Annotated in this window: 20 protein-coding genes; 13 read left to right on the plus strand and 7 right to left on the minus strand. The window is 65.3% G+C overall.

The features are described 5' to 3' along the window. A complete protein-coding gene (locus tag SB751_RS26000; protein WP_144202885.1) occupies positions 1 to 3,156 on the minus strand; it encodes an efflux RND transporter permease subunit in 3,156 nt (1,051 codons plus the stop codon). Between the two features lie 46 nt (positions 3,157 to 3,202). Beyond that, on the minus strand, positions 3,203 to 4,369 hold the full coding sequence (locus tag SB751_RS26005; RefSeq protein ID WP_211943549.1) for an efflux RND transporter periplasmic adaptor subunit: 1,167 nt from the start codon (positions 4,367 to 4,369) through the stop codon (positions 3,203 to 3,205). A gap of 502 nt (positions 4,370 to 4,871) precedes the next feature. Between SB751_RS26005 and SB751_RS26010 the strand changes: the two genes are divergently transcribed. Next, complete coding sequence (locus SB751_RS26010) at positions 4,872 to 5,588, plus strand: TetR family transcriptional regulator (RefSeq protein ID WP_144202890.1); 717 nt, start codon at positions 4,872 to 4,874, stop codon at positions 5,586 to 5,588. Between the two features lie 15 nt (positions 5,589 to 5,603). On the opposite strand, the gene SB751_RS26015 is transcribed toward SB751_RS26010, so the two are convergent. Then, positions 5,604 to 6,725: an ABC transporter substrate-binding protein gene (locus SB751_RS26015; RefSeq protein WP_250025377.1), complete on the minus strand. Its 1,122-nt coding sequence runs from the start codon at positions 6,723 to 6,725 to the stop codon at positions 5,604 to 5,606. A 189-nt stretch (positions 6,726 to 6,914) separates the two neighbouring features. Between SB751_RS26015 and SB751_RS26020 the strand changes: the two genes are divergently transcribed. From SB751_RS26020 to SB751_RS26070, 11 genes are all read left to right on the plus strand, one after another. Beyond that, on the plus strand, positions 6,915 to 7,589 hold the full coding sequence (locus SB751_RS26020; protein ID WP_092291052.1) for a response regulator: 675 nt from the start codon (positions 6,915 to 6,917) through the stop codon (positions 7,587 to 7,589). A 1-nt stretch (position 7,590) separates the two neighbouring features. Beyond that, positions 7,591 to 9,066: a sensor histidine kinase gene (locus SB751_RS26025; protein ID WP_144202892.1), complete on the plus strand. Its 1,476-nt coding sequence runs from the start codon at positions 7,591 to 7,593 to the stop codon at positions 9,064 to 9,066. 113 nt (positions 9,067 to 9,179) lie between these two features. Continuing rightward, positions 9,180 to 11,627, plus strand: a complete 2,448-nt coding sequence (locus tag SB751_RS26030) for a type VI secretion system Vgr family protein (RefSeq protein ID WP_410748700.1) — start codon at positions 9,180 to 9,182, stop codon at positions 11,625 to 11,627. 10 nt (positions 11,628 to 11,637) lie between these two features. After that, the gene (locus SB751_RS26035; RefSeq protein ID WP_211943551.1) at positions 11,638 to 12,210 is read left to right on the plus strand and encodes a hypothetical protein; all 573 of its coding nucleotides are present in this window, start codon (positions 11,638 to 11,640) and stop codon (positions 12,208 to 12,210) included. A gap of 11 nt (positions 12,211 to 12,221) precedes the next feature. Then, positions 12,222 to 14,114 (plus strand): DUF3274 domain-containing protein, encoded by a 1,893-nt coding sequence (locus SB751_RS26040; RefSeq protein WP_410748701.1) that lies wholly within the window; start codon positions 12,222 to 12,224, stop codon positions 14,112 to 14,114. Further along, entirely contained in the window at positions 14,114 to 14,794 is a 681-nt protein-coding gene (locus SB751_RS26045; protein WP_410748702.1) for a hypothetical protein, read from the plus strand. Before SB751_RS26040 ends, SB751_RS26045 begins: the two co-directional genes overlap by 1 nt. An 8-nt stretch (positions 14,795 to 14,802) precedes the next feature. Further along, the gene (locus SB751_RS26050; RefSeq protein WP_211944322.1) at positions 14,803 to 15,501 is read left to right on the plus strand and encodes a hypothetical protein; all 699 of its coding nucleotides are present in this window, start codon (positions 14,803 to 14,805) and stop codon (positions 15,499 to 15,501) included. An 8-nt stretch (positions 15,502 to 15,509) separates the two neighbouring features. Next, positions 15,510 to 16,205 (plus strand): hypothetical protein, encoded by a 696-nt coding sequence (locus SB751_RS26055; RefSeq protein WP_410748703.1) that lies wholly within the window; start codon positions 15,510 to 15,512, stop codon positions 16,203 to 16,205. A gap of 8 nt (positions 16,206 to 16,213) precedes the next feature. Beyond that, positions 16,214 to 16,897: a hypothetical protein gene (locus tag SB751_RS26060; RefSeq protein WP_211944150.1), complete on the plus strand. Its 684-nt coding sequence runs from the start codon at positions 16,214 to 16,216 to the stop codon at positions 16,895 to 16,897. After that, a complete protein-coding gene (locus tag SB751_RS26065) occupies positions 16,894 to 17,154 on the plus strand; it encodes a PAAR domain-containing protein (protein WP_250024935.1) in 261 nt (86 codons plus the stop codon). Before SB751_RS26060 ends, SB751_RS26065 begins: the two co-directional genes overlap by 4 nt. Further along, positions 17,151 to 18,560 carry a hypothetical protein gene (locus SB751_RS26070; protein WP_250024934.1) on the plus strand — a complete coding sequence of 470 codons (1,410 nt, stop codon included), beginning with the start codon at positions 17,151 to 17,153 and terminating at the stop codon, positions 18,558 to 18,560. The genes SB751_RS26065 and SB751_RS26070 overlap by 4 nt, the downstream gene beginning before the upstream one ends. Positions 18,561 to 18,578: 18 nt before the next feature. Here SB751_RS26070 and SB751_RS26075 read toward each other — a convergent pair whose 3' ends face one another. From SB751_RS26075 to SB751_RS26090, 4 genes are all read right to left on the minus strand, one after another. Then, positions 18,579 to 19,406, minus strand: a complete 828-nt coding sequence (locus SB751_RS26075; protein WP_410748704.1) for a ChaN family lipoprotein — start codon at positions 19,404 to 19,406, stop codon at positions 18,579 to 18,581. Then, positions 19,403 to 19,756: a DUF2149 domain-containing protein gene (locus tag SB751_RS26080; RefSeq protein ID WP_211944153.1), complete on the minus strand. Its 354-nt coding sequence runs from the start codon at positions 19,754 to 19,756 to the stop codon at positions 19,403 to 19,405. The genes SB751_RS26075 and SB751_RS26080 overlap by 4 nt, the downstream gene beginning before the upstream one ends. Next, positions 19,753 to 20,253: a MotA/TolQ/ExbB proton channel family protein gene (locus SB751_RS26085; RefSeq protein ID WP_410748705.1), complete on the minus strand. Its 501-nt coding sequence runs from the start codon at positions 20,251 to 20,253 to the stop codon at positions 19,753 to 19,755. Before SB751_RS26085 ends, SB751_RS26080 begins: the two co-directional genes overlap by 4 nt. Before the next feature lie 124 nt (positions 20,254 to 20,377). After that, entirely contained in the window at positions 20,378 to 21,154 is a 777-nt protein-coding gene (locus SB751_RS26090; protein ID WP_410748706.1) for an NAD(P)H-dependent oxidoreductase, read from the minus strand. Between the two features lie 98 nt (positions 21,155 to 21,252). Here SB751_RS26090 and SB751_RS26095 point away from each other — a divergent pair, with 98 nt between their 5' ends. Continuing rightward, the gene (locus SB751_RS26095) at positions 21,253 to 22,152 is read left to right on the plus strand and encodes a LysR family transcriptional regulator (RefSeq protein ID WP_410748707.1); all 900 of its coding nucleotides are present in this window, start codon (positions 21,253 to 21,255) and stop codon (positions 22,150 to 22,152) included. Positions 22,153 to 22,156 lie beyond the last annotated feature (4 nt).

Below are 22,156 nucleotides of genomic sequence, written 5' to 3' on the forward strand. Positions count from 1 at the left end.
TCAGTTTTTCTCCTGGGCTTCTTCCAGGCGCGCGCGTTCCCGCTCGTGCTGGCTGGCGCTGCCCTTGAAGCGGCCGCGCACCACCACGAAGAATACCGGCACCAGGAAAATCGCCAGCACCGTGGCCGTGATCATCCCACCCATCACGCCCGTACCGATGGCGCGCTGGCTGCCCGAGCCCGCGCCGGTGGCAATCGCCAGCGGCAGCACGCCCAGGATAAACGCGAACGACGTCATCAGGATCGGCCGGAAGCGCAGGTGCACCGCCTCAAGCGTCGCCTCGACCAGCCCCTTGCCCTGGGCCTGCAGGTCCTTGGCGAATTCCACGATCAGGATGGCGTTCTTCGCCGAGAGACCGATCGTCGCGATCAGGCCCACCTTGAAGTACACGTCATTGGGCATGCCGCGCAGCGTCACGCCGAGCAGCGCGCCGAGCACGCCCAGCGGTACCACCAGCAGCACCGCCACCGGGATCGACCAGCTCTCATAGAGCGCGGCCAGGCACAGGAACACGATCACCAGCGACAGCGTGTAGAGAATCGGCTCCTGCGAGCCGGCCAGGCGCTCTTCGTACGACTGGCCCGACCACTCGAAGCCGAAGCCCGGCGGCAGCTTGGCGAAGTTCTCCTCCATCACGCGCATGGCCTCGCCCGTGGACTTGCCCGGCGCGGCCTGGCCGGCCAGCTTGACGGCCGGCATGCCGTTGTAGCGCTCCAGGCGCGGCGAACCCATGATCCACTGCGAAGTGGCGAACGAGGCAAAGGCCACCATGTCGCCATTGGCGTTGCGCACGCGCAGCTTGGTCAGGTCGTCCGGCAGTTGCCGGTCGGCGCCCTCTGCCTGCACGATCACCCGGCGCACGCGGCCTTCGTAGATGAAGTCGTTCACATACGAGGAACCGAAGGCAACGGTCAGCGTGTTGTTGATGTCTGCCACCGTCACGCCCAGCGCCCGCGCCTTTTCGCGATCGATGTCGATGCGCAGCTGCGGTGCGTCTTCCTGGCCCTCCGGGCGCACGCCCTGGAGCACCGGATTCTGCGCCGCCATGCCGAGCATCTGGTTACGCGCTTCCATCAGCTTGGCGTGGCCCTGCCCTGTGCGGTCCTGCAGGCGGAAGTCGAAGCCCGACGAATTGCCGAGTTCCGAGATCGCCGGCGGGTTCAGCGGGAAGATGATCGCGTCCTTGATGAACGACAGCGCGCCGAACGCGCGGCCCACCAGCGCCTGCGCGGTCTGGTCCGCGCCAGTACGCTCCTTCCAGTCCTTGAGCCGCACGAAGGCGATACCGCCGTTCTGGCCCCGGCCGAAGAACGAGAAGCCCGCCACCGTGATCATCTGGTCGACGACCTTCGATTCCTTCTGCAGGTAGTAGTCCTCGATCTGCTTGAGCACGCCGATGGTGCGCTCCTGCGTGGCGCCCTGCGGCAGCTGCACGACCGTGATCATGTAGCCCTGGTCCTCATCGGGCAGGAACGACGACGGCAGGCGCTGGAACAGCAGCACCACGCCGGCGATGATCAGCGCGTAGATGATCAGGTAGCGGCCCGAGCGCTTCAGGATGCGCGCGACGATGCCCTGGTAACCGGTGGACGCCGTGGCGAACGTGCGGTTGAACCAGCCGAAGAAGCCCTTCTTCTCCTCGTGATGGCCGGCCTCGACCGGCTTGAGCAGCGTGGCGCACAGCGCCGGGGTCAGCGTCAGCGCCAGCACGGCCGAGAACGCCATCGAGGCAATCAGCGACAGCGAGAACTGGCGGTAGATGTTGCCGACGGAGCCCGAGAAGAACGCCATCGGGATGAACACGGCGGTCAGCACCAGCGTGATGCCGACGATGGCGCCGGTGATCTGGCCCATGGCCTTGCGGGTGGCCTGGCGGGGCGAGAGCCCCTCCTCGCTCATGATCCGCTCGACGTTCTCCACGACCACGATGGCATCGTCCACCAGGATACCGATGGCCAGCACCATGCCGAACATCGTCAGCACGTTGATGGAGAAGCCGAAGGCGAGCATCGCCCCGAACGTGCCGAGCAGCGCCACCGGCACCACCAGGGTCGGGATCAGCGTGGCGCGGAAGTTCTGGAGGAACAGGTACATCACCAGGAACACCAGCACCACGGCCTCGAGCAGCGTCTTGACCACTTCCTCGATCGAGATCTTCACGAAGGCGGAGGTGTCGTACGGCACGCTGAACTCGTAGTCCGGCGGGAAGTAGCGTTGCAGCTCTTCCATCTTCGCGCGCACGGCGGTGGCCGTGGCCAGCGCGTTACCCGTGGGCGCGAGCTTGATGGCGATGGCCGACGCCGGCTTGCCGTTGATGCGCGCCAGCGTGGAGTAGTCCGCGCCGCCCAGTTCCACGCGGCCCACGTCCTTGATGCGCACCGACGACCCGTCCGGGTTCGTGCGCAGCAGGATGTTGGCGAACTGCTCCGGCGTGGTCAGCCGGCTTTCCGTGCTGACCGTGGCGTTCAGCTCGGTGCCCCGGGGCGACGGCGTGCCGCCCAGCTCGCCCACGGCGACCTGGATGTTCTGCTCGGAGACCGCGGCGGTCACGTCCAGCGGCGTCAGGTTGTAGCCGGTCAGCTTGGCCGGGTCCAGCCAGATGCGCATGGCGTACTCGGTACCGAACAGGTCGGCCGAGCCCACGCCGGGCACGCGGCGGATGGAGTCCACCACCTGCGCGGAGACGAAGTTACCGAGCGCGATCGCATCCGTGTTGCCGGACTTGGACGAGACCGTGATGAACATCATGTAGTTGTTGCCGGCCTTGTCCACCTTCACGCCCTGCTGGCGCACCTCCGCCGGCAGGCGCGCTTCCACGCGCTTGAGGCGGTTCTGCACCTCCACGGAGTTCAGGTCGACGTTCGAGCCCGGCGCGAACGCGATGTTGATCGACGCCAGCCCGGACGCCTCGCTTTGCGACTCGTAGTACAGCAGGTTCGGCGCGCCGTTGAGTTCCTGCTCGATCACGGACACCACCGAGTCCTCGATGGTCTTGGCGGACGCACCGGGGTAAGTCGTGGTCACCGAAATGATCGGGGGGGCGATGTTGGGGTACTGGGCGATCGGCAGCTGCAGGATCGCCAGCACCCCGCCGAGCGCGATGATCAGCGCGAGCACCCACGCGAACACCGGCCGGTCGATAAAAAACTTGGCCATGAATCTGGCTCCCTAGTTATTGCTTGATGGGGCGATGGGCGCGGGTTCAGCCCTGGGTGGCCGGGGTCGACGCAGTCTTCGGCGCCTGGAACGGCACGGCCTTGGCGGGCGCGCCCGGCTGCACCTTCTGCAGCCCTTCCACGATCACCTTCTCGCCGCCCTTCAGGCCTTCGGTGATGATCCAGCGGTCGTCGATCGCCTGCGGTGCCTTGACCGGCACCACGGCCACCTTGCCGTCGGCACCCACCACCATCACGCTGGCGCCCTGGGCCGTGCGGATCAGCGCGCGCTGCGGCACGGTCAGGGCGTTCTCGTCCACGCCCTGCTCGATCTTCACGCGCACGAAGGTGCCCGAGAGCAGTTCGCGCTTGGCGTTCGGGAACTCCGCGCGCAGCGTGATCGAGCCGGTGGTCGGGTCCACGGTCATGTCGGTAAACAGCAGCTTGCCGGTCTGGCCGTACTCGCGGTCGCCCGCCTCGGGGAACAGGTGCACGCGTGCACCGCCATTCACACCCTTGACCTGGCCGGTCTCGATAGCCCGGCGCAGGCGCGCCACTTCGGCGGCAGGTTGCGTGAACGTCACCCAGATCGGGTCGACCTGCTCCACCACCGTCAGCTTGGTGGCTTCGCCCTTGCCGACCAGCGCGCCTTCGGTGACCAGCGCGCGGCCCACGCGGCCGGAGATCGGCGCAGTGACCGTGGTGTAGCCCAGGTTGATCTGGGCCGTGGTCACGGCAGCCTTGGCAGCGGCGATGTCGGCGTTGGCCTGGCCGGCAGCGGCCACGGCATCGTCGAACTCCTGCTTGCTGACCGCGTTGGCGGCCACCAGCGGCTTGTAGCGCTCGGCCTTCTGGCGGGCGGAGACGGCATTGGCCTCGGCCCGTTCCAGTTGCGCCTTGGCGGACGCCAGTTGCGCCTGGTACGGGGCCGGATCGATGCGGAACAGCACCTGGCCAGCCTTCACTTCGCCGCCTTCGGTGTAGTTGCGGGACAGCACGATGCCTTCCACGCGGGCGCGCACTTCGGCGGTCCGCACGCCTTCCAGGCGGCCCGGCAATTCATTGATGACGGCAACGGCGGACGGTGTGACGGTAACCACACCCACTTCCGCCGGCGGCATGGCGCCGCCCTGCGGAGCCTTCTGGCCGCAGGCAGACAACGCCAGGACCGCCACGGCGGCGGCAACGCAATGGATACGTTGGGACTTCCTCATCGATAACCCCATGATGATGTTTGAGATCTGCCGCACTGGCCGCATGTGACCACCGGACGGGCGCGCCTCCTGTGGTGGCGAGTGCGGGAAAAACGCAATACGCACCGCAAGCCGGCCCCCTTGAGGGGGCGCATGGCTAACGGCGTTGGTGCGGTACAACTGGCAGGTTGGAGCCCGGGGCACCGGCCGCGACGTCACTTTGCGTGCAGGGCGTCACTGGATCTTGGGCTGGCCGGCGATCGAGCAAGCGCGTAGTATATATACATTCAAGCATGTATGTTAAGTCCCACCCGCAAACAGCGCCTTTTACAACACTTAGAAGCGCGGCCCTTTTGAGGCGATCTTGACGATTTGCGTCAACAGTGAGCACGAATATTGCGGGCAGGTTAGGATGCGCCCCGCTGATTGGCGGTGTCGCCATGAATAATGAGAGGATGTCGTCACAATTATGTGGCACAACGGAGACCTGGGCGGCTAAGCGTCCGCTGGCAGGAAAGAGGAAATGGTCAGACGTACCAAGGAAGAAGCGCAGGAAACCCGCAACCGGATCCTGGATGCCGCCGAGGCGGTGTTCCACGCCCGTGGCGTGGCGCGCCCGTCACTTGCCGATATTGCCGAGGCTGCCGGCGTCACGCGCGGCGCCATCTATTGGCACTTCAAGAACAAGAGCGATGTCTTCGCGGCCATGTGCGACCGCGTGAACCTGCCCGTGGAGGCGCTGATCGCCCCCGAGCGGCGGGCGCTGCGCGAAGATCCGCTCAACAGCATCCGCGACATCTGCGCCTTCGTGTTCAAGCAGACCGTGGTGAACCCGCAGTGGCGCCGCGTGTTCGAGATCATCTTCCACAAGTGCGAGATGGTGCAGGACAACGGCGCGATCTTCGAACGCCAGCGCCAGTCCCACAAGGAAGGGCTGGTCAAGATGCACGAGCACCTGCGCATGGCTGTGGAATGCGGCCAGTTGCCGGCGGACCTCGACATCCCGCTGGCCGTGAATGCCTTCCACGCGGCGATTGGCGGCGTGCTGGCGCACTGGCTGTTCTCGCCCGAGGATTTCGAACTCAACAACGAAGCCGAGCGGCTGGCCGACGCCATGATCGACATGCTGCGCTTCTCCACCGCACTCCGGCGCGGCTACGTGCCGCGCCCGATGGCGCCGATCGACGCCGAGATGGCCACGCTCTGCGCGTCGTCCACCCCGCAGGCCCTGGCGGACTGAGCCCACGCCCCAGCGCTATCCCCGCAGCGCCTCGCGCCAGCGCGCCAGGAACGCCCGCTTGCGCAGGGCGTCCTGCGCGGCCAGCAGGCCGGGGCCCACGCTGATCGGCTTGAGCGCATAGCCCAGCCGCTCCGCCAGCGTCTGGGCCGTGTAGGCGCTGTCGGTATCGGTGCGGATCGTATAAAGCTGGGAAGTGGACTTGCCGAGCTGCGCCTGCCCCTCGCGCGACAGCACGAAGTCCAGCCACAGCCGCGCCGCGTTGGGCCGCGGCGCCTGCCGGGCGATGAACGCCACGCGGGACATCACCAGCGTGTAGTCGCGCGGCGCGATCACCCCGATGCTCGCGCCGCGCTCCATCAGCGACAGCGCGTACGACCCCAGCAGGTTGTAGCCCAGCACCAGTTCCCCGCTGGCGATGCCTTCGATCATGTCCGCCGTCGAGGCCGACAGCTTCACGCCGGCGCGGCCCAGCGCCTGCGCCAGATACCAGAACTCGCTGCCCATGCGCGCGTCCTGCTGCGCCAGCAGGTAGCCCACGCCCGAACGCTCCACGTCATAGGTCACGATGCGCCCGCGCCACTGCGGCCCGCGCTCCTGCAGCAGCCGCGCCAGCCCGCTGCGGCTGCCGGGCACGTGCGCGCCATCGAAATGCTTGCGGTTGTAGACGATCACGGCCGGCTCGAAGGTCGTGCCCCAGGCTTCGTCACGCCAGACCGCCCAACTCGGCAGGCCGCCGCGCTCGGGCGAGTTGTAGCGCTGGGCATAGCCATCGTTGACGAGCTTGATCTGGAGGTCCATCGCCGTGCTCCACAGCACATCGGCAAAGGCCGCGTCGCGCGGCGCGCGCGTAGTGCCCAGCGCCGCACTCTCGGCCAGGAAGCGATCGTTCAGCTCCACCGTGTTCAGGTCCGCGTAGCGCACGCGCACGCCGGGATAACGCGCTTCGAAGGCCGCGATCAGCGGCTGCACCACCTCAAGATCCGTGGACGCGTAGACCGCCACCGCGCCCTCCCGCTGGGCCCGTTCGATGATGCCGGCGTACTCGGGCGGATAGCCGGCCGGCACGCGCGGCGCGGCGTGGGCCAGCGCGGGCAGGGCGGCCAGCGCGGCCCCCGCGCGCAGCAGGTGCCGGCGCACCGGCGATGCGGGCGACGCGGGCGCGGAGGATGGCGTCGGCAGGGACGATGTCAGGACGCGATTCGGCAAGGCGGAACGGAGGGCGATGAGGGACAGGCCGCCGACACCGGCGGGCAGGGCGGAGGTATTATAGGCGCCCTCGGGACGCGCCCGCGCCCTCGATTCCCGATCCGGCGGAGGAGGTCCGGCATGCGTATCCTGCTGGTAGAAGATGAGGTGGAACTGGCCCGCTGGGTGGCCCGCGCGCTGGAGCAGGGCGGCTTCGTCATCGAGCACGTGGCGGACGGCCTGCAGGCCGAAGCCCGGCTGATGGCCGAGGAATACGACGCCGTGGTGCTCGACCTGCGCCTGCCCGGCAAGGACGGCCTGGCCGTGCTCAAGGCCATGCGCGGCCGCGACGACCGCACGCCGGTGCTGATCCTGACCGCCCAGGACACCCTCGACGAACGCGTGCGCGGCCTGAACCTTGGCGCCGACGATTACCTGCCCAAGCCGTTCGCCATCGCCGAACTGGAGGCGCGCATCCTCGCGCTGATCCGCCGCAGCCGCGGCCGCGCCCATCCCCGCCTGCAATGCGGCACGCTGGTATTCGATGGCGAGACGCGCAGCTTCACGCTCGGCGGCGCCCCGCTGGCGCTCACGCCGCGCGAATCCACGCTGCTCGGTGCACTGCTGGCCCGCAGCGGCCAGCCGCTGACCAAGGCGCAACTGCTCGACAAGGTCTTTTCGCTCGATGCCGACGTGAGTCCGGACGCCATCGAGGTGCTGGTCTACCGCCTGCGCAAGAAGCTGACCGGCCATGGCGTGACCATCGTCACGCTGCGCGGCTTCGGCTATCTGCTGGAACCCGAGGCCGAGGCCTGACATGAAGCGCCGCCGCCCGCGCACGCCAACGCCGGCGCGGCCCTGGCTGCGCGGCAGCCTGCGCCGCCAGTTGCTGATCCTTCTCGTGCCGGCGCTGGCGCTGATGATGGCGGTCGATTCCTGGTTCACCTACGGCACGCTGCGCCACGCCGCCAATACCGCCTACGACCGCTCGCTGTACGGCTCCGTGCGCACCATCGACAACGCCATCGGCATGGCCGGCGAGAGCGTGCAGCTGACGCTGCCGGACGCCGCAATGGAGATGTTCGAGACCGCCGCGCAGACGCACGTGTTCTACCGGGTGTCGATGGAGCGGGCAGGGCGCGTCGAGACCGTGACCGGCTACGACGACCTGCCGCTGCCAACCGGCACCCTCGTCAACAACCAGACCCGCTTCTACGACGCCACCTATCGCGGCGAGCCGGTGCGCATTGCCGCGATGGCGCGACCGGTCTACCGGCCCGACGCGCGCATCCGCGTGATCATCCAGGTGGCCGAGACCGCCGAACCGCGTTCGGCGCTGATCGCCAATGTCTGGCGCAGCGCGCTGCTGCGCGACCTGGCGCTGATCGTGCTGTCGGCCCTGATTCTCGTAGGCGGCGTGACCTATGTGCTGCGGCCGCTGCAACGCGTGCGCGACGATGTGCGCGCGCGGTCGCCCGAAGACCTGACGCCGCTCGAATTCGACCGCGTGCCGGTGGAGGTGCGCCCGCTGGTAGACGCGGTGAACCTGCACGTCTCGCGCTCCGAGGCCATGGCGCAGTCGCAGGCGCAGTTCATCGCCGATGCCGCGCACCAGCTGCGCACGCCGCTGGCCATCCTCAAGACGCAGGCCGAGTTCGCCCAGCGGCAGCTGGCGGCCCGCCACAGCGAGGCCGGGCGCGAGGCGGCTGGCGAAGCGGTGGGCGGCATCGTCACGCAACTGGAGCAAGCCGCGCGGCTGACGAACCAGCTACTGGCGCTGGCGCGTGCTCGGCAGCCAGTGCGCGAGGGCGGCGGGCCGGCCGAATTCGTGGCCGAGATCGACGCGGTGACCGTGGCGGAACAGGTGGCGCTCGACTACCTGCCGCTGGCGCGCGGCAAGCAGCAGGACTTCGGCTGGGAACGGCCGGCGGGCCTGACCCTGCCGGTGCGCGCCGACGCCGCGTTACTGCGCGAGGCACTGGCCAACCTGGTGCACAACGCGATCCAGTACTCGGGGCGCGGCAGCCGCATCACGCTATCCGCCGCACGCGTGGGCAGCGACGCGCTGCTGGCGGTGGAGGACGACGGCCCCGGCATTCCCGAAGCCGAACGCGAGAAGGTGTTCGCGCGCTTCTATCGACGGGTGGAAAACACTGAGCCAGGATCGGGGCTCGGCCTCGCCATCTCGCGGGAGATGGCCGCACGCTTCGGCGGCACCGTGGTGCTGCGCGAAGGCGTGCAGGGCAGGGGGGTGCGGGCGGAGTTGAGATTGCCGATGGCTGACGCCGCGTAGATGCGCTTCGACAGCGATTTTTCGAACTAGTACGATTGTGGTGCCCAGTTCGACGCTTCTAGCATGGCCCATACGCAGCTTTTCCGGGCTGCGCGGGCAACGGAGCGAGAACCATGGCGCGGCAGTCGTACTTCCTGAGAGTTCCCGGCGCGACAACCGCGGCAGGGTTGTCGGTGGTGTCGTTCGAGGCGGTGGAGCGATTGGGCGAGCCCTACGAGGTCATCGTCCACCTGACGCATCCGGTTGAACTGGACCGTGCCGACTACCTCGGAAAGCCGGCCACGTTCCTGATCGCCCCCACCGATGAGGCCGAGCCGCGCACCTTTGCCGGCTGCATCACCCGCTTCTCCAAGACGGCGCAAACACAGGACTTTCACGCCTACGAGATGGTGGTGGAACCGCTGGTCGCCCGGCTTCGGCTCACCCGCTCCACCCGCATCTACCAGCAAAAGACCGCGCCGCAGATTATCGAGGCGATCCTGCGGCGGCATGAACTGGTCGGGCATCAGTTTTCCTTCCGGCTTCGACGCCAATATCCCCAGCACGCGTTCCGCTTCCAGTATCAGATGTCCGATTGGGAATACATCCGCCTGCTGATGGAGCAGGAGGGGTTGTATTCCTATTTCCTTCCCGGCAAGTTCGGCGAGATGGTGGTGTTTGGCGATGACATTGACCATTACCTTTACAAGCCTGAATTGCGGGTGCCGTATCGCGAGACGGCGGGATTGGAGGCTGGTGTCGAAGCGGTCATCGGCCTTCGTACTATTGCGAAAACCGTCCCCGCATCGTTTCTTGTGGCGGACTACAACCCCGATCTGGCGTGGGAGCCCTTGAAGGGCGAAGCCAATGTTGCGCGCAAAGACAAGACCACCTACGGCCAGCCGTATGTCTTCGGCACCCATCACCTGGATTTCGAAGGCGCCAAATGGGAAGCCCAGCTTCGGCATGAGGCGGCGATGGCTTCCCAGGTGGTCTATGAAGGCGAGAGCAATGTGCTGGAACTGCGTCCGGCGCGAATCCTGCGGATGGATCTTGCGCTGGCGGATGCGCCGAATGGGCAGGTCATCACCGAGGTGATCCACACCGGCGCGCGCGATGCGGCGTATCGGAATACCTTCAAATCGATCCCGTCGGATCGACGGTTCCGGCTGCCGCTGGACGAGGCCAACTGGCCGAAGATCCAGGGCACGCTGAGTGCGCGCATTACCTCGCCAAGCCGGTATCCATACGCTTATCTGACGCAGCAGGGCTATTACACGGTTCGCTTTGACTTCGATTTCGAGGACTGGCCCGGCGGCGGCGAGTGCGTGCCGCTGCGATTGGCCAAGCCGTTTGCCGGGGCGCTGCAAACAGGATTTCACTTTCCGCTGATCGACGGCACCGAAGCGGCTATCGCATTTCGGGACGGTAATCCCAATAAGCCGTATATCGCCCACGTCCACCATAACAGCCGCCAGACCGACCTGATTACTAATCAGGACCGCTGGCTGTCTCGCAACGTTATCCGCACGCAGAGCGACAACAAACTCGAATTCGAGGATTGGGAGGGACAGGAGCATGTGAAGCTGTCCACCGAGCATTCAGGCAAATCGCAGCTGACGCTCGGCCATATGGTGGATGGGAAGTGGAAGCGGCGGGGGGAAGGGTTCGAACTCAGAACGTCCGGTCGGGGGGCGATACGGGGAGGAAAGGGGCTGTTCATCACCGCCGATGACCAGCCAAAGGCGAACGGCCAGCAATTGGACATGCGGGCGGCACTCGGCCAACTCCAGCTAGCACTCGCCCAGGCTGAAGACTTGGCAAATGCCGCGCGCCTCGCCAACGCCGAGATCGCCGACCTGCGCGCGGAAAACCGGTGGCTCAAGGAAAGCATGGCCGAACTGAAGGAAGCCGTGATGGTCCTGTCCGCGCCTGCGGGCATTGCGGCCGTCACGCCGGAGCGTATCGAGATCGCGGCCGGAAAGGACGTCAGTATCGCAACCTCGGCCGGCTTCAACCTCAGCGCCCTCGCAAACGTGGCGGTCGCGGCAAGCGGCGTGCTGTCGCTCTTTGCCCACAAGCTCGGCATCAAGCTCCTTGCCGCACGCGGCAAGGTCTCGATCCAGGCCCAGTCCGATGCGATGGAGCTTGTGTCCGACAAGGATATGAAGCTCACCAGCGCCGACGGGACGCTGACCGCCAACGCGGCCAACGGCGTGGTCATCAGCGGCGGCGGCAGCGCCTACATCAAGGTGCACGGCGATGACGTCGAAATCGGCGGCGCCGGCAACCTCATCCTGAAGCTCATCGAAGTGATGAAGTTCGATCCTGGCTCGCTGTCATTGCCGCTGCCCAGGTTCGGGCAAATGGTCAGCCGCAATGATGAACGATTCATCCTGACCGACCAGTTGACCGGGCGGGCGCTTGCCGGGCAGCGATACAAGATCCGACTCGCGAATGGCCGCGAAATCGAGGGGCTGACCAACGCGGCAGGCGAAACCACCGTGGCGAGGGAGGAGGCCGCGCAGGGGATGACGCTGTTACCCCCGTGCGACGGGAGCGCGACCGAAGAATCGAAATAGTAGTCTGCCCATGCGAGGACGCCTGATTTTGGTCTGGATATCACTGAGCATTGCCATGCATGGCTGCGGCAGCCACCACGACATTAACCCGCAAGCACTGCGGGACGAAGCGCTATCACTGATGACCAGCAGCGAAGTGAACCGGTACGCCAGAGCGGAAGCCTTGCTGGACAGTGCTTTGCGCGAGGATACGACACACGTGCCGTCCTTGCTGACGCGTTTCGCCTTGCGCGCGGTGCGGCAGGACTTTGCCGGCGCGCTGGCCGATGTCAACGCCGCCATCACCATACGCGGCAGGGCGCCGATGTTGTCCACGTTGCGCTGCTTGCTACGGGAGCGTCTGGGGGCCGACGCACCGCAGGCCTGCTACGCCGACGTCCTCGACTTGTACCGCGATGCGGGCATCGAATGTGCGGTGAACCTCAACTGCGTGCTGGCGGCATCGATGGCGTCCACGCAGGACGCTGCCACGTTGAGGGACCGCTATCTGTCCGGCGCGCTGTCGCCATCCGATCTCTCCGATGCGGAAGTCGTGCTTCGCGACTTCGACCGGAAAACGTACCTGCATTCCATCCTGCCATGAGCCCTGACCCGATGAACACCACAGCAACGTCACCGCAACCCGCACCGCAGCCGGATGAAGGACCGGCTGGCGGCAAACCTCGAACGGCAACACGCATTGTCCCCATGCAGCTTGACGCGCATGGGCAGCCGTACTGGGAGTCTTACCTCACCCCGGAGAGCTTCGAAGTACGGGCCGAGGCGCAGATTCCTCCGCACCTGCCGGGGGTGATCATCTTCGTGCATGGGGTGAATTCGGAAGGGGAGTGGTACGACGCGGCGGAGGCGGCGTTGTGTGAGGGGTTGAATCAGCGGTTGAATCGCGAGGACATCGAGCCAAACGAATACAGGTCACCTCAGGCCGACGGGAAACAGCTTCCTAGGGAATTGACCAAACTGGGGAATTCTCCGGTTGTCCGCTTCTTCTGGGGTTATCGCCCCGAGGACGGCAAGGAATCAGCACATAGGATTCCCCTACGAAACATCGGAGGCTTTGACTTCTGGGCGCCTGAGTGCATCCGGTCTGGCGGACCCTGGTTCTGGGGCGGTGGCCCATTCCAGAACGGCACCAACAACCTCCAGCAACTCTGGAGTAACTCGGGATTCCGCCGCCACGTCTTCGGCGTCGATATGCAGGCGCTCAATACGGAGACCGAGCGCCAGCTACAGGATGCGCCGCCCCGCACCTACTACGCCCATGCCGCGCACCGACTGGCCAGGCTCATCGACAGGATTCGCCGGCATTCGCCCGACGATACTGTCACGGTTTGCTCGCACAGCCAGGGAACGATGATTGCGATGGCGGCCACCGCGCTATGCGAGACACGTGCACCGGACGCGCTAATGGTCATGAACTCGCCATTCGCCCTAGACGACAAGATCACGGACGCCCTGACCTGCGGCAGTGAGCGGCCCACCGAGCGCGCGCGCATCAATACCTTCCGCAACATCGCCAACCGCATCAGGCAGGACAAGCGCGCGCTCACCGACGCGCAAATCATGCGGCTGCAAGTAGGCGCCACCGAGGACATGAACTTCTGGCGCCCCGATCTTGCGAATCATTTCGGGGTCCCCGAACGGGATAACCACGGGCGCCTGTACGTGTACTTCAGCCCGCACGATCGGGTGATGGGCTGCACCGCCTTGCAGAGCATCGGATGGCAAGGGGTAAGCCACGCGCTACTGGAAGAGCTTGGCGACACGGTTAAGCAGCGGATGCTCGCCCGCGGCACGCCTTGTGGCGATGCGCCGGGCGAGAAGAAGTTCGGCTCACTGCCGCCGATTGCCGACCCACCCCCTGGGGTCAAGCCGGACGATTTCTGGGACGGCAATCGCGGCGTGCTGGGCGGCATGATGAAGCTGTGGGCGGTGCCGAACAAGAATCAGATGGTGATGGTCAATGCGGAGGCCGTGGCGAGGCCGCTGACGGCGGAGGAGATGACCTACTTCGACGACCCAAAGCACCTGGCCCGAGATTGGGGGGAATTCGATCCCGACAAGGGCAAGTATCGGGATGAGACCTACCCCTATCTCGCGTCGATCTACCAGCCCGAGGCGTATCACGACGAACCGGACATCTACCACGATGGTCGACCGAACCACCGGATCGAAACGGCGGACGAAATGCGGAAGCGCATCGAACAGCACCAGCCCGAACCGACCGATCACAGCTCCTTGCCCGGACACGCCGAATTCATGAAGCGGGTGGTCGCCTATGACTTGCCCATCGGCTTCTGCAACGCATTCAAGGATGTCCGGTTCTGGACACAACTGATGCAGGAAGCCGACTGGACCTCGCTACGCGATGCCTACTTCATTACAGGAGATCTGGCGCCGCCTGCAGTGCCAGCCCTCATCGACGGCGAGACCGTGGCCGATGAGGTCAGTCGCGCTCAGGCCGAACGAATCAAACGGAGAGAGTTTTGATGCGCTATCCCCTGTTGTCACTGGCTTTGGCCTGCCTGATTCTCGGCTGTACCTATGATCCCTACAAGAAGGGTAGGCCGCCCGTCATCGATTATGACGTCCCGCCTCAAGTCATCTATCGCATCGATGACCACCGTTTCGTGACGCTCGAGAACTATCGCGATTGCCATCATGGCGTGACCTACTACAACGACACGAAGCAAGGCATCCGCCAAAGGCTCGGCCGCGAAGGCATAGAGAACTACCAAGGCAGGCTGATCAATGCGGACCCAACCGGTCAGAACATCGTAATACCGTCATCGGCGCCGCCCCGGACGGCTTGCAGTGACCGAGGCTGTACCACGTCATTGCTCTATTCGACCGATGGCGGCAAGACTTTCTTTGGAGCCCGTTATATGAACAGCTTCAACCCCTTTAAGGACTCCGCCAAATATACGATCGCAGCCACTGCGGATTCTCTCTACATAATGAAGCAGTATCAATATGACGCCTCGGTAAGCAAGTACCCACTGCACGAGAGTGTGGACCTCAGAAAGCCATATCCCCCCGGTTTTCAGAACGAGAGCGGTTGGGCTTCCAAAAGGCAACTGATGCCCCGGGGCCTGCGCTCCCCCTCCGGCCAGGAGCGCTTCACCTGTGATCCGTCCATCCGCCCTGCCAACGTGCCGGCTCCGAAATGAACCGTCCCATGCGTTATCCCCTCTTGCTGCTCGTGGCAGCCAGCCTCCTTGCCGGCTGCGCCCATGATCCCTATCCCTACAGGAACGGTGGCCCGCCCGTCATTGATTATGACGTCCCGCCTCAAGTCATCTACCGCATTGACGACCACCGTTTCGTGACGCTGGAGAACTATCGCGACTGCCACCATGGGGTCACGTACTACAACGACGCGAAGCAGGGCATCCGACAAAGGCTTGGCCGGGCCGGCATCGAGAACTTTCAGGGCAGGCTCATCAATGCCGATCCAACCGGTCAGAACATCGTCATACCTTCTTCCGCGCCGCCTGATATTGGTTGCAGTGATCGGGGATGCACCACCTCGCTGCTGTACTCCACCGACGGCGGCCGAACCTTTCACGGCTACGCATACATGAACAGTTTCAATCCCTTCAAGGAATCGAGGCGGTTCACCATTGCCGTCACACAAGATGCTCTCTATGTCGTCAAGGCAAACATGTTTCGCCTCGACAGCGACCGGAATCCATACATAGAGAAGGCACCGCTCTATCCGACGGCAGATCTCTCCGCTCTCGACCGCTCAAAGGGGCAATGGGCATTCGGCGACAAAGCCCGCCCTCTCCCCCAAGGCCTCCGTTCTCCCTCCGGCCAGGAGCGCTTCACCTGTGATCCGTCCATCCGCCCTGCCAACGTGCCGGCTCCGAAATGAACCGTCCCATGCGTTATCCCCTCTTGTTGCTTGCAGCCGCCCTGCTGGCCGGCTGCGCCCATGATCCCTATCCCTACAGGAACGGTGGCCCGCCCGTCATCGATTATGACGTCCCGCCTCAAGTCATCTATCGCATCGATGACCACCGTTTCGTGACGCTCGAGAACTATCGCGATTGCCATCATGGCGTGACCTACTACAACGACACGAAGCAAGGCATCCGCCAAAGGCTCGGCCGCGAAGGCATAGAGAACTACCAAGGCAGGCTGATCAATGCGGACCCAACCGGTCAGAACATCGTAATACCGTCATCGGCGCCGCCCCGGACGGCTTGCAGTGACCGAGGCTGTACAACCTCGCTTCTGTACTCCACCGATAGCGGCCGAACCTTTCACGGCTACGCATACATGAACAGTTTCAATCCCTTCAAGGAATCGAGGCGGTTCACCATTGCCGTCACACAAGATGCTCTCTATGTCGTCAAGGCAAACATGTTTCGCCTCGACAGCGACCGGAATCCATACATAGAGAAGGCACCGCTCTATCCGACGGCAGATCTCTCCGCTCTCGACCGCTCAAAGGGGCAATGGGCATTCGGCGACAAAGCCCGCCCTCTCCCCCAAGGCCTCCGCTCCCCCTCCGGCCAGGAGCGTTTCACCTGCGACCCGTCCATCCGCCCTGCCAACGTGCCGGCTCCGAAATGAACCGTCCCATGCGTTATCCCCTCTTGTTGCTTGCAGCCGCCCTGCTGGCCGGCTGCGCCCATGATCCCTATCCCTACAGGAACGGTGGCCCGCCCGTCATTAATTATGACGTCCCGCCTCAAGTCATCTATCGCATCGATGACCACCGTTTCGTGACGCTCGAGAACTATCGCGATTGCCATCATGGCGTGACCTACTACAACGACACGAAGCAAGGCATCCGCCAAAGGCTCGGCCGCGAAGGCATAGAGAACTACCAAGGCAGGCTGATCAATGCGGACCCAACCGGTCAGAACATCGTAATACCGTCATCGGCGCCGCCCCGGACGGCTTGCAGTGACCGAGGCTGTACAACCTCGCTTCTGTACTCCACCGATAGCGGCCGAACCTTCCACGGCGTCGCATACATGAGAAGCTTCAACCCATTCAGGGATACGGCGAAATATACGATCGCAGTGACTACAGACAGGTACTACGTGGCGGAGCGGATACAAAACGACAGCTACGTCATAGAGAGCGCACTCAGACCGGGAATCGATCTGGACAAGCCGTATCCTCCCGGCGTTCGAGGCAGCAGCTTTGCCGCCTCGAAGCGGCCCGGCTATCTAAGCGGCCTCCGCTCCCCCTCCGGCCAGGAGCGTTTCACCTGCGATCCGTCCATCCGCCCCGCCAATCTTCCCGCGCCAAAATGAAACAGCCCGTTTGCCTTGGTGATGACACCAGCCACGGCGGCAAGGTCAAGACCGCCTCGTCCTCGTTTTCGTTGAATGGCGGTCGCAGGGCCGCGTTGGTGGGCGATCTCGTATCGTGCCCGTTGCACGGCGACAACCCCATCGTCGAAGGTGGCAAGGGATTTTCCGATCTCGGTCGCCCTCTTGCCGTCGGCGGCTGCCGCACTCAGTGTGGCAGCGTCCTGATCGCCAGCCACCCGGGAGTGACCATCACATGACATTGAAATGGCGTATGGCCGAGGTGCATGAAGCGCCGCCGACCGCACCGATTCCGGTCTGGATCTATGTCTTCCTGTATGGGGTCATCGAGATAGCGGCCATCATCGTGACGGTATCCGCGTGGCCCCAGGGGGAACCAACCATGACGCCGCGGTTCTGGTGCAACGTCCTGTTGCTGCCGCTGCTGATCTGGATTGCCTTTTGCGGCGCGCTCTACAGCAGCACGTATGAGGAGGAGCATTACGCGGGCCTCTGGTGGAACTTCCTGTTGCGCGAGCGCACCGCATCCTGGAAAAACTGGGCGCGCGCCCATCTGGTACTGCTGGACAGCATGGCCCTCACGCCCGAGGACGAACTGGCGGAGCGGATGCTGGGGCTGGAGGGTACGCCTCCCCAGCATCCGGACAAGGCGCTGACGTTATCCGGCATCGCGCCGGCCGCGGGACGAACGCGGCTCGAGCAGGTGCTCGAGCGCATGCTGGCAACGCTGGCGCCTTCGCTGATGCGGCTGTCCAACGCAGACACGTTCGAAGTCATGCTGATCACCGACACGGAAGCCGACACCGTCGACGTTTTGCGGGCCTGGCGCAAGCTGTCGCTACCCGGCACGCCCAAGGTCAGATGGCTGGCGCATGCCGACGACTCGCCCATGATCGAAGAGTGGTTCGAAACCGGACCTCCAGCCAACTATTGGCTGGTGCTGGCCTGTCAGCTCCACAGCGGACCGGACGCCGGCACGCCGTCCTGTTCGGAGGCCGCCGCCGCGCTGCTCTTGTCGACGTCCGCAGTCCTCCAACGATCCCGTCAAACGCTCAAACCCCAGGCGTACCTGTTCAGGCCGATTCATGCCGAGTCCGATGCGATGGAGGACGCCCTGTCCACGCTACTCATGGCGGGACAGGTGCCGTCGGCCAAGGTCCGGCACTACTGGCACAGCAGGCTGGGCAAGGCGACGCGGCACGCGGGCAAGACCGCATTGGAAGAGGCCGGTTTGCAGGTGGCCACCCATGATCTCGACCACGCCATGGGCAAGCCGGGGCCCATCAATGGATGGCTGCTTTATGCGCTGGCAGCACGCATGGTCCGGCATGGGCAGGGCGTGCAGTTGGTGGCGACGGCCCATCGCCATGGCGCCGTGCTCGGTATTGTCGGCGCTCATCCGGGAGCGCATGCGAGCGAACCTTGCGAGAGCGCCTATCTCGCCTCCGGCGTCTGGGCACTGGCAGTGACCGCGCTGGTCATCCTGATCACCATAATGAAATCACGCAGCACGGATGGCGGGTCTGAGGCCTGGTACTGGCTACTCCTGGCCGGCTTTCTCCTGACCATTCCAACGCGGGTCGCCATCAATGCGTGGGCGCGAAAGCGGGCGACAGAGCGCTTTGACAGCTTCTACTTCAACTGACCACTTTCTTGCGGCGACCTACCGCGGCTTCACCACGGCCTCCTTGCACGGATCCTTCCTGTCGACCGGCGCCACGCGTACCACCTCGTCGAAGCCTTCCCCGCCGCTGCCATCCTCCAGATAGCCCACGCTGAGCACTTTCGCGGCGTCGGCGCGGATCCAGCGGGGCACGCCGAGGTCGCGCCGTACGTGGCCGTTGCCGGCGATCAGGACGGCGCCGCGGCCGGCGTAGGGGGCCAGCGTGCGGGCCATCACGGCATCGCGGGCGGCCTGGGCGTTGAGCATGCCGGGCAGCATCGCCTTGGGGAAGTTGCCGCAATGGCCGGCATCGAGCGTCGCGGTCTGCGCGGCCACGACTTCCATCGGCAGCGGCTTGTCCAGCCCCAGCGCGGCCTGCTGGTCCTGCGGGAAGACCGCGCCCAGCCCGCCGCGCACGATCTTCGCGGCATCTGCGCGCGAGAGGTTCGCGGCCAGCAGCGGCAGGTCATATTGGAGCGCCAGCGCCACCACAGGCCGGTACAGCGGCCACTGCCAGCCGGCTGCGCTGCCGGCCTGGGCGATCAGATAGTCGGCATCGCCCGGTCGTTCCTTGCGGGCGCGGTCGATGTCGGCCTGCCGTTCGCGGTCGAACTGTTCCATTGCCACCGCCGGCCGCCAGCCAGCTTCCACCGCACGGGTCAGCGCCTGGAGCCGGGCCGCCTGCGCCGTGGCATTGTCGTGGACCTCGCCCAGCAGCACGTACTGGCGGCTGGGGAAGGTGGCGCCGATGGCCTCCGGCGACGGCGGTTGCGTCGCGCAGCCGGCCAGCATCGCCAGCGCCATGCCGAGTATCGTCGCGCGCATCATGGCTTCGCTCCTGTCGGGACCTCTTGGGACATCTGGGACATCTGGAACTCCGGCACGTAGACCATCGAGCCATCCTTGAGCCGGTAGGCCACGCCGGCCTTGATGCCGTCGCCGCTGCCCACCTGCCCGCTGGCCTGATAGCGCACGATTTTCTCGCCCTGCCGCGACACGATTTCCATATTGGGCTTGCCCGGGTTGGTGATGACCGTCACGTCGTCGTGCGTGAACGGGTTCATGGGATTCTGGGCGATGGCCACCAGCAGGGCGGCAATCACCACCAGGAATACATCGATCAGGTTGACGACCGAGAGGATCGGGTCGTCGGCCTCGCTTTCGTCCAGGAATCTCATCGGGCCGCCTCGCGCGCCTGGCCGAGCCAGACCAGTTCCTCGGCCAGCCAGCGGCGGCGCACATTGACCACCCAGAAGGTAATGCTCGCCGCGATCAGCGCCAGGATCACCGCCGAGAACGCGATGGTCAGGTTCTCGCCCACATTGGCGAGGTTGCCGCCGGACAGGCTTTTCAGCGCCGGCCCCATCGGGATCATGGTGGCCACCAGCCCGAGCATCGGCGCCACGCGGGTGGCGATGCGCAGGCGCTCCAGCAGCCGGTGCGCGGCCACATCCAGCGCGTCCGGGTGGCTGACCCCGTGGGTCTGGGCCCAGGCCACCAGCAGATAGCCGCGCCCGGATTCGATCCCATGCCGGCGGCGCAGCCACGCCTGCATGGCGAACTGGCCCAGCGCCCAGAACGCGTAGAGGAACAGCAGGCCGATCATGGCCAGCGTGGGGTACAGGAATAGCTGGCCGATGTCATACATCAGCGTTTCGAGGACGGTGGGCGTCATAAATATCGTCGCGATGAATAATGAAGCGATAAATCTACATACGTTGATTCTTCATGGCGATGACCATCCAATGATCGCCGCTGCCAAGCCACGCATAGTACCGGCAGCGGCGCCAAGCTCCACCCTATTCCCTGTGCGCCGCGAAGCCCGTGCGGCCAGGCGCGATGTCATCGCGCAGCGTCAGGGCTGGAATCTCGTATTGCCCCGAGTTCTGCGGACGATAGGGAATCGGCGCGGTATCGAACAGCGCGTCGAGCCGCGCGCCCAGTGCCTCGCGGATCGACGCAAAACGCGCGTCGTCCATCTTGCTGCTGCGATAGGAGACAAACGGCGGCAGCACGTCGAAGCCGGGGTAGTACAGCACGCCGTGCTGGATCGGGAACAGCAAGTCGTCGATGGGGCCGTTGATGCCGCGCGCGCTGTAGTGCGAGTCCCAGCCGCCCGTGGTCACCACCAGCATCGCCCGCTTGCCCTGCATCGAGCCTTCGCCGTAGCGGTCACCCCAGCGTGCGTCCGAATGCTCGCCCACGCCGTAGGCGAAGCCATAGGCATACACGCGCTCGACCCAGCCTTTCATGATGGCCGGCATGGAGAACCACCACAGCGGGAACTGGAAGACCACGGCGTCGGCCCAGCGCAGCTTGTCCTGCTCGGCGGCGATGTCGGGGCTTTGCCAGCCGCCCGCGAAGGCGCGCTTCGAGTCGAGCGAGGGATGGAACGGCGTGCCGGCCTGGTGCTCTAGCGTGTCGCCGGCGTCCAGTTGCGGCTTCCAGCCCATGGCGTAGAGGTCCGAGACCTGCACCGTGTGGCCGTTGGCCGCGAGCCGCTGCATCGCAAAATCCTTGAGGGCACCGTTCAGCGAGGTCGGTTCGGGGTGGGCGTAGACAATCAGCACGTTCATGGCGGGTCTCCTGATGGGAAGAGAAGGGAAGGGATGTCCCAAGGATGGCCGGCCGTCCGGTATATTGGAAATGAATTTCCAATATCTTCGGTATTACGATGAATAATCTCCGGCGCCTGGACCTGAACCTGCTGCTGACGCTCGACGTGCTGCTGGCCGAGCACAACGTCACGCGCGCAGCAGAGCGGCTGCATTACTCGCAGCCCTCAGTGAGCGTGCATCTGGCCAAGCTGCGCGAGATCTTCGGCGATCCACTGCTGCTGCCCGGGCCGCGCGGCATGCGGCCCACGGCCCGCGCCGAGTCCTTGCGCGAGCCGCTGCGGCAGGCGCTGGCGGCGCTGGAAGCCGCCGTGGCCCCATCCAGCCCATTCGACCCCACGCAGGCGGACCACACCTGGCGCGTGGCCGCCACCGACTATGGAGAATCGACCATCGTGCTGCCTGCGCTCGCCACCTTGCGCGCGGCGGCGCCGGGCACGCGGCTGGCGGTGCTGGACATGGTGCCGGCCAGCATCGCCCGGCAGGCGGAGCAGGGCGAGATCGACCTCGCCTTCCACACCTCCGATGGCGCGCCGCCCGGCCTGCGGCGCCGCGCGCTGTTCACCGAGCGCTACGTGCTGGTGGGCCGCGCCGGCCATCCGCGCCTGAAGCGGCGGCCCACGCTGGCGCAGTTTGCCGAGCTGGAACATGTGATGGTGTCGCCCGATGGCGGCGGCTTCATCGGCGTGACGGACACCGCGCTGGCAGCGGCCGGCGCCACGCGCCGCGTGGTGTTATCGGTGCCGCACTTCCTGTTCGTGCGCGCGGTGCTGGAGCGCACGGACCTCGTGGCGATGTTGCCCGAGCGGCTGGTGCGCGACATGGAAACGCTGGAGGTGGTGCAGGCGCCGGTGGAGGTGCCGGGCTATGAAATGTCAATGCTGTGGCACGAGCGCGCCCACCGTGACCCCGCGCACCAGTGGCTGCGCGAGTGCATCGCGCAAGCCACCAGTGTCTAGCGGC

The sequence above is a fragment of the Cupriavidus sp. SIMBA_020 genome, from assembly GCF_046535395.1.
In the GTDB taxonomy this organism is placed as follows: domain Bacteria; phylum Pseudomonadota; class Gammaproteobacteria; order Burkholderiales; family Burkholderiaceae; genus Cupriavidus; species Cupriavidus campinensis.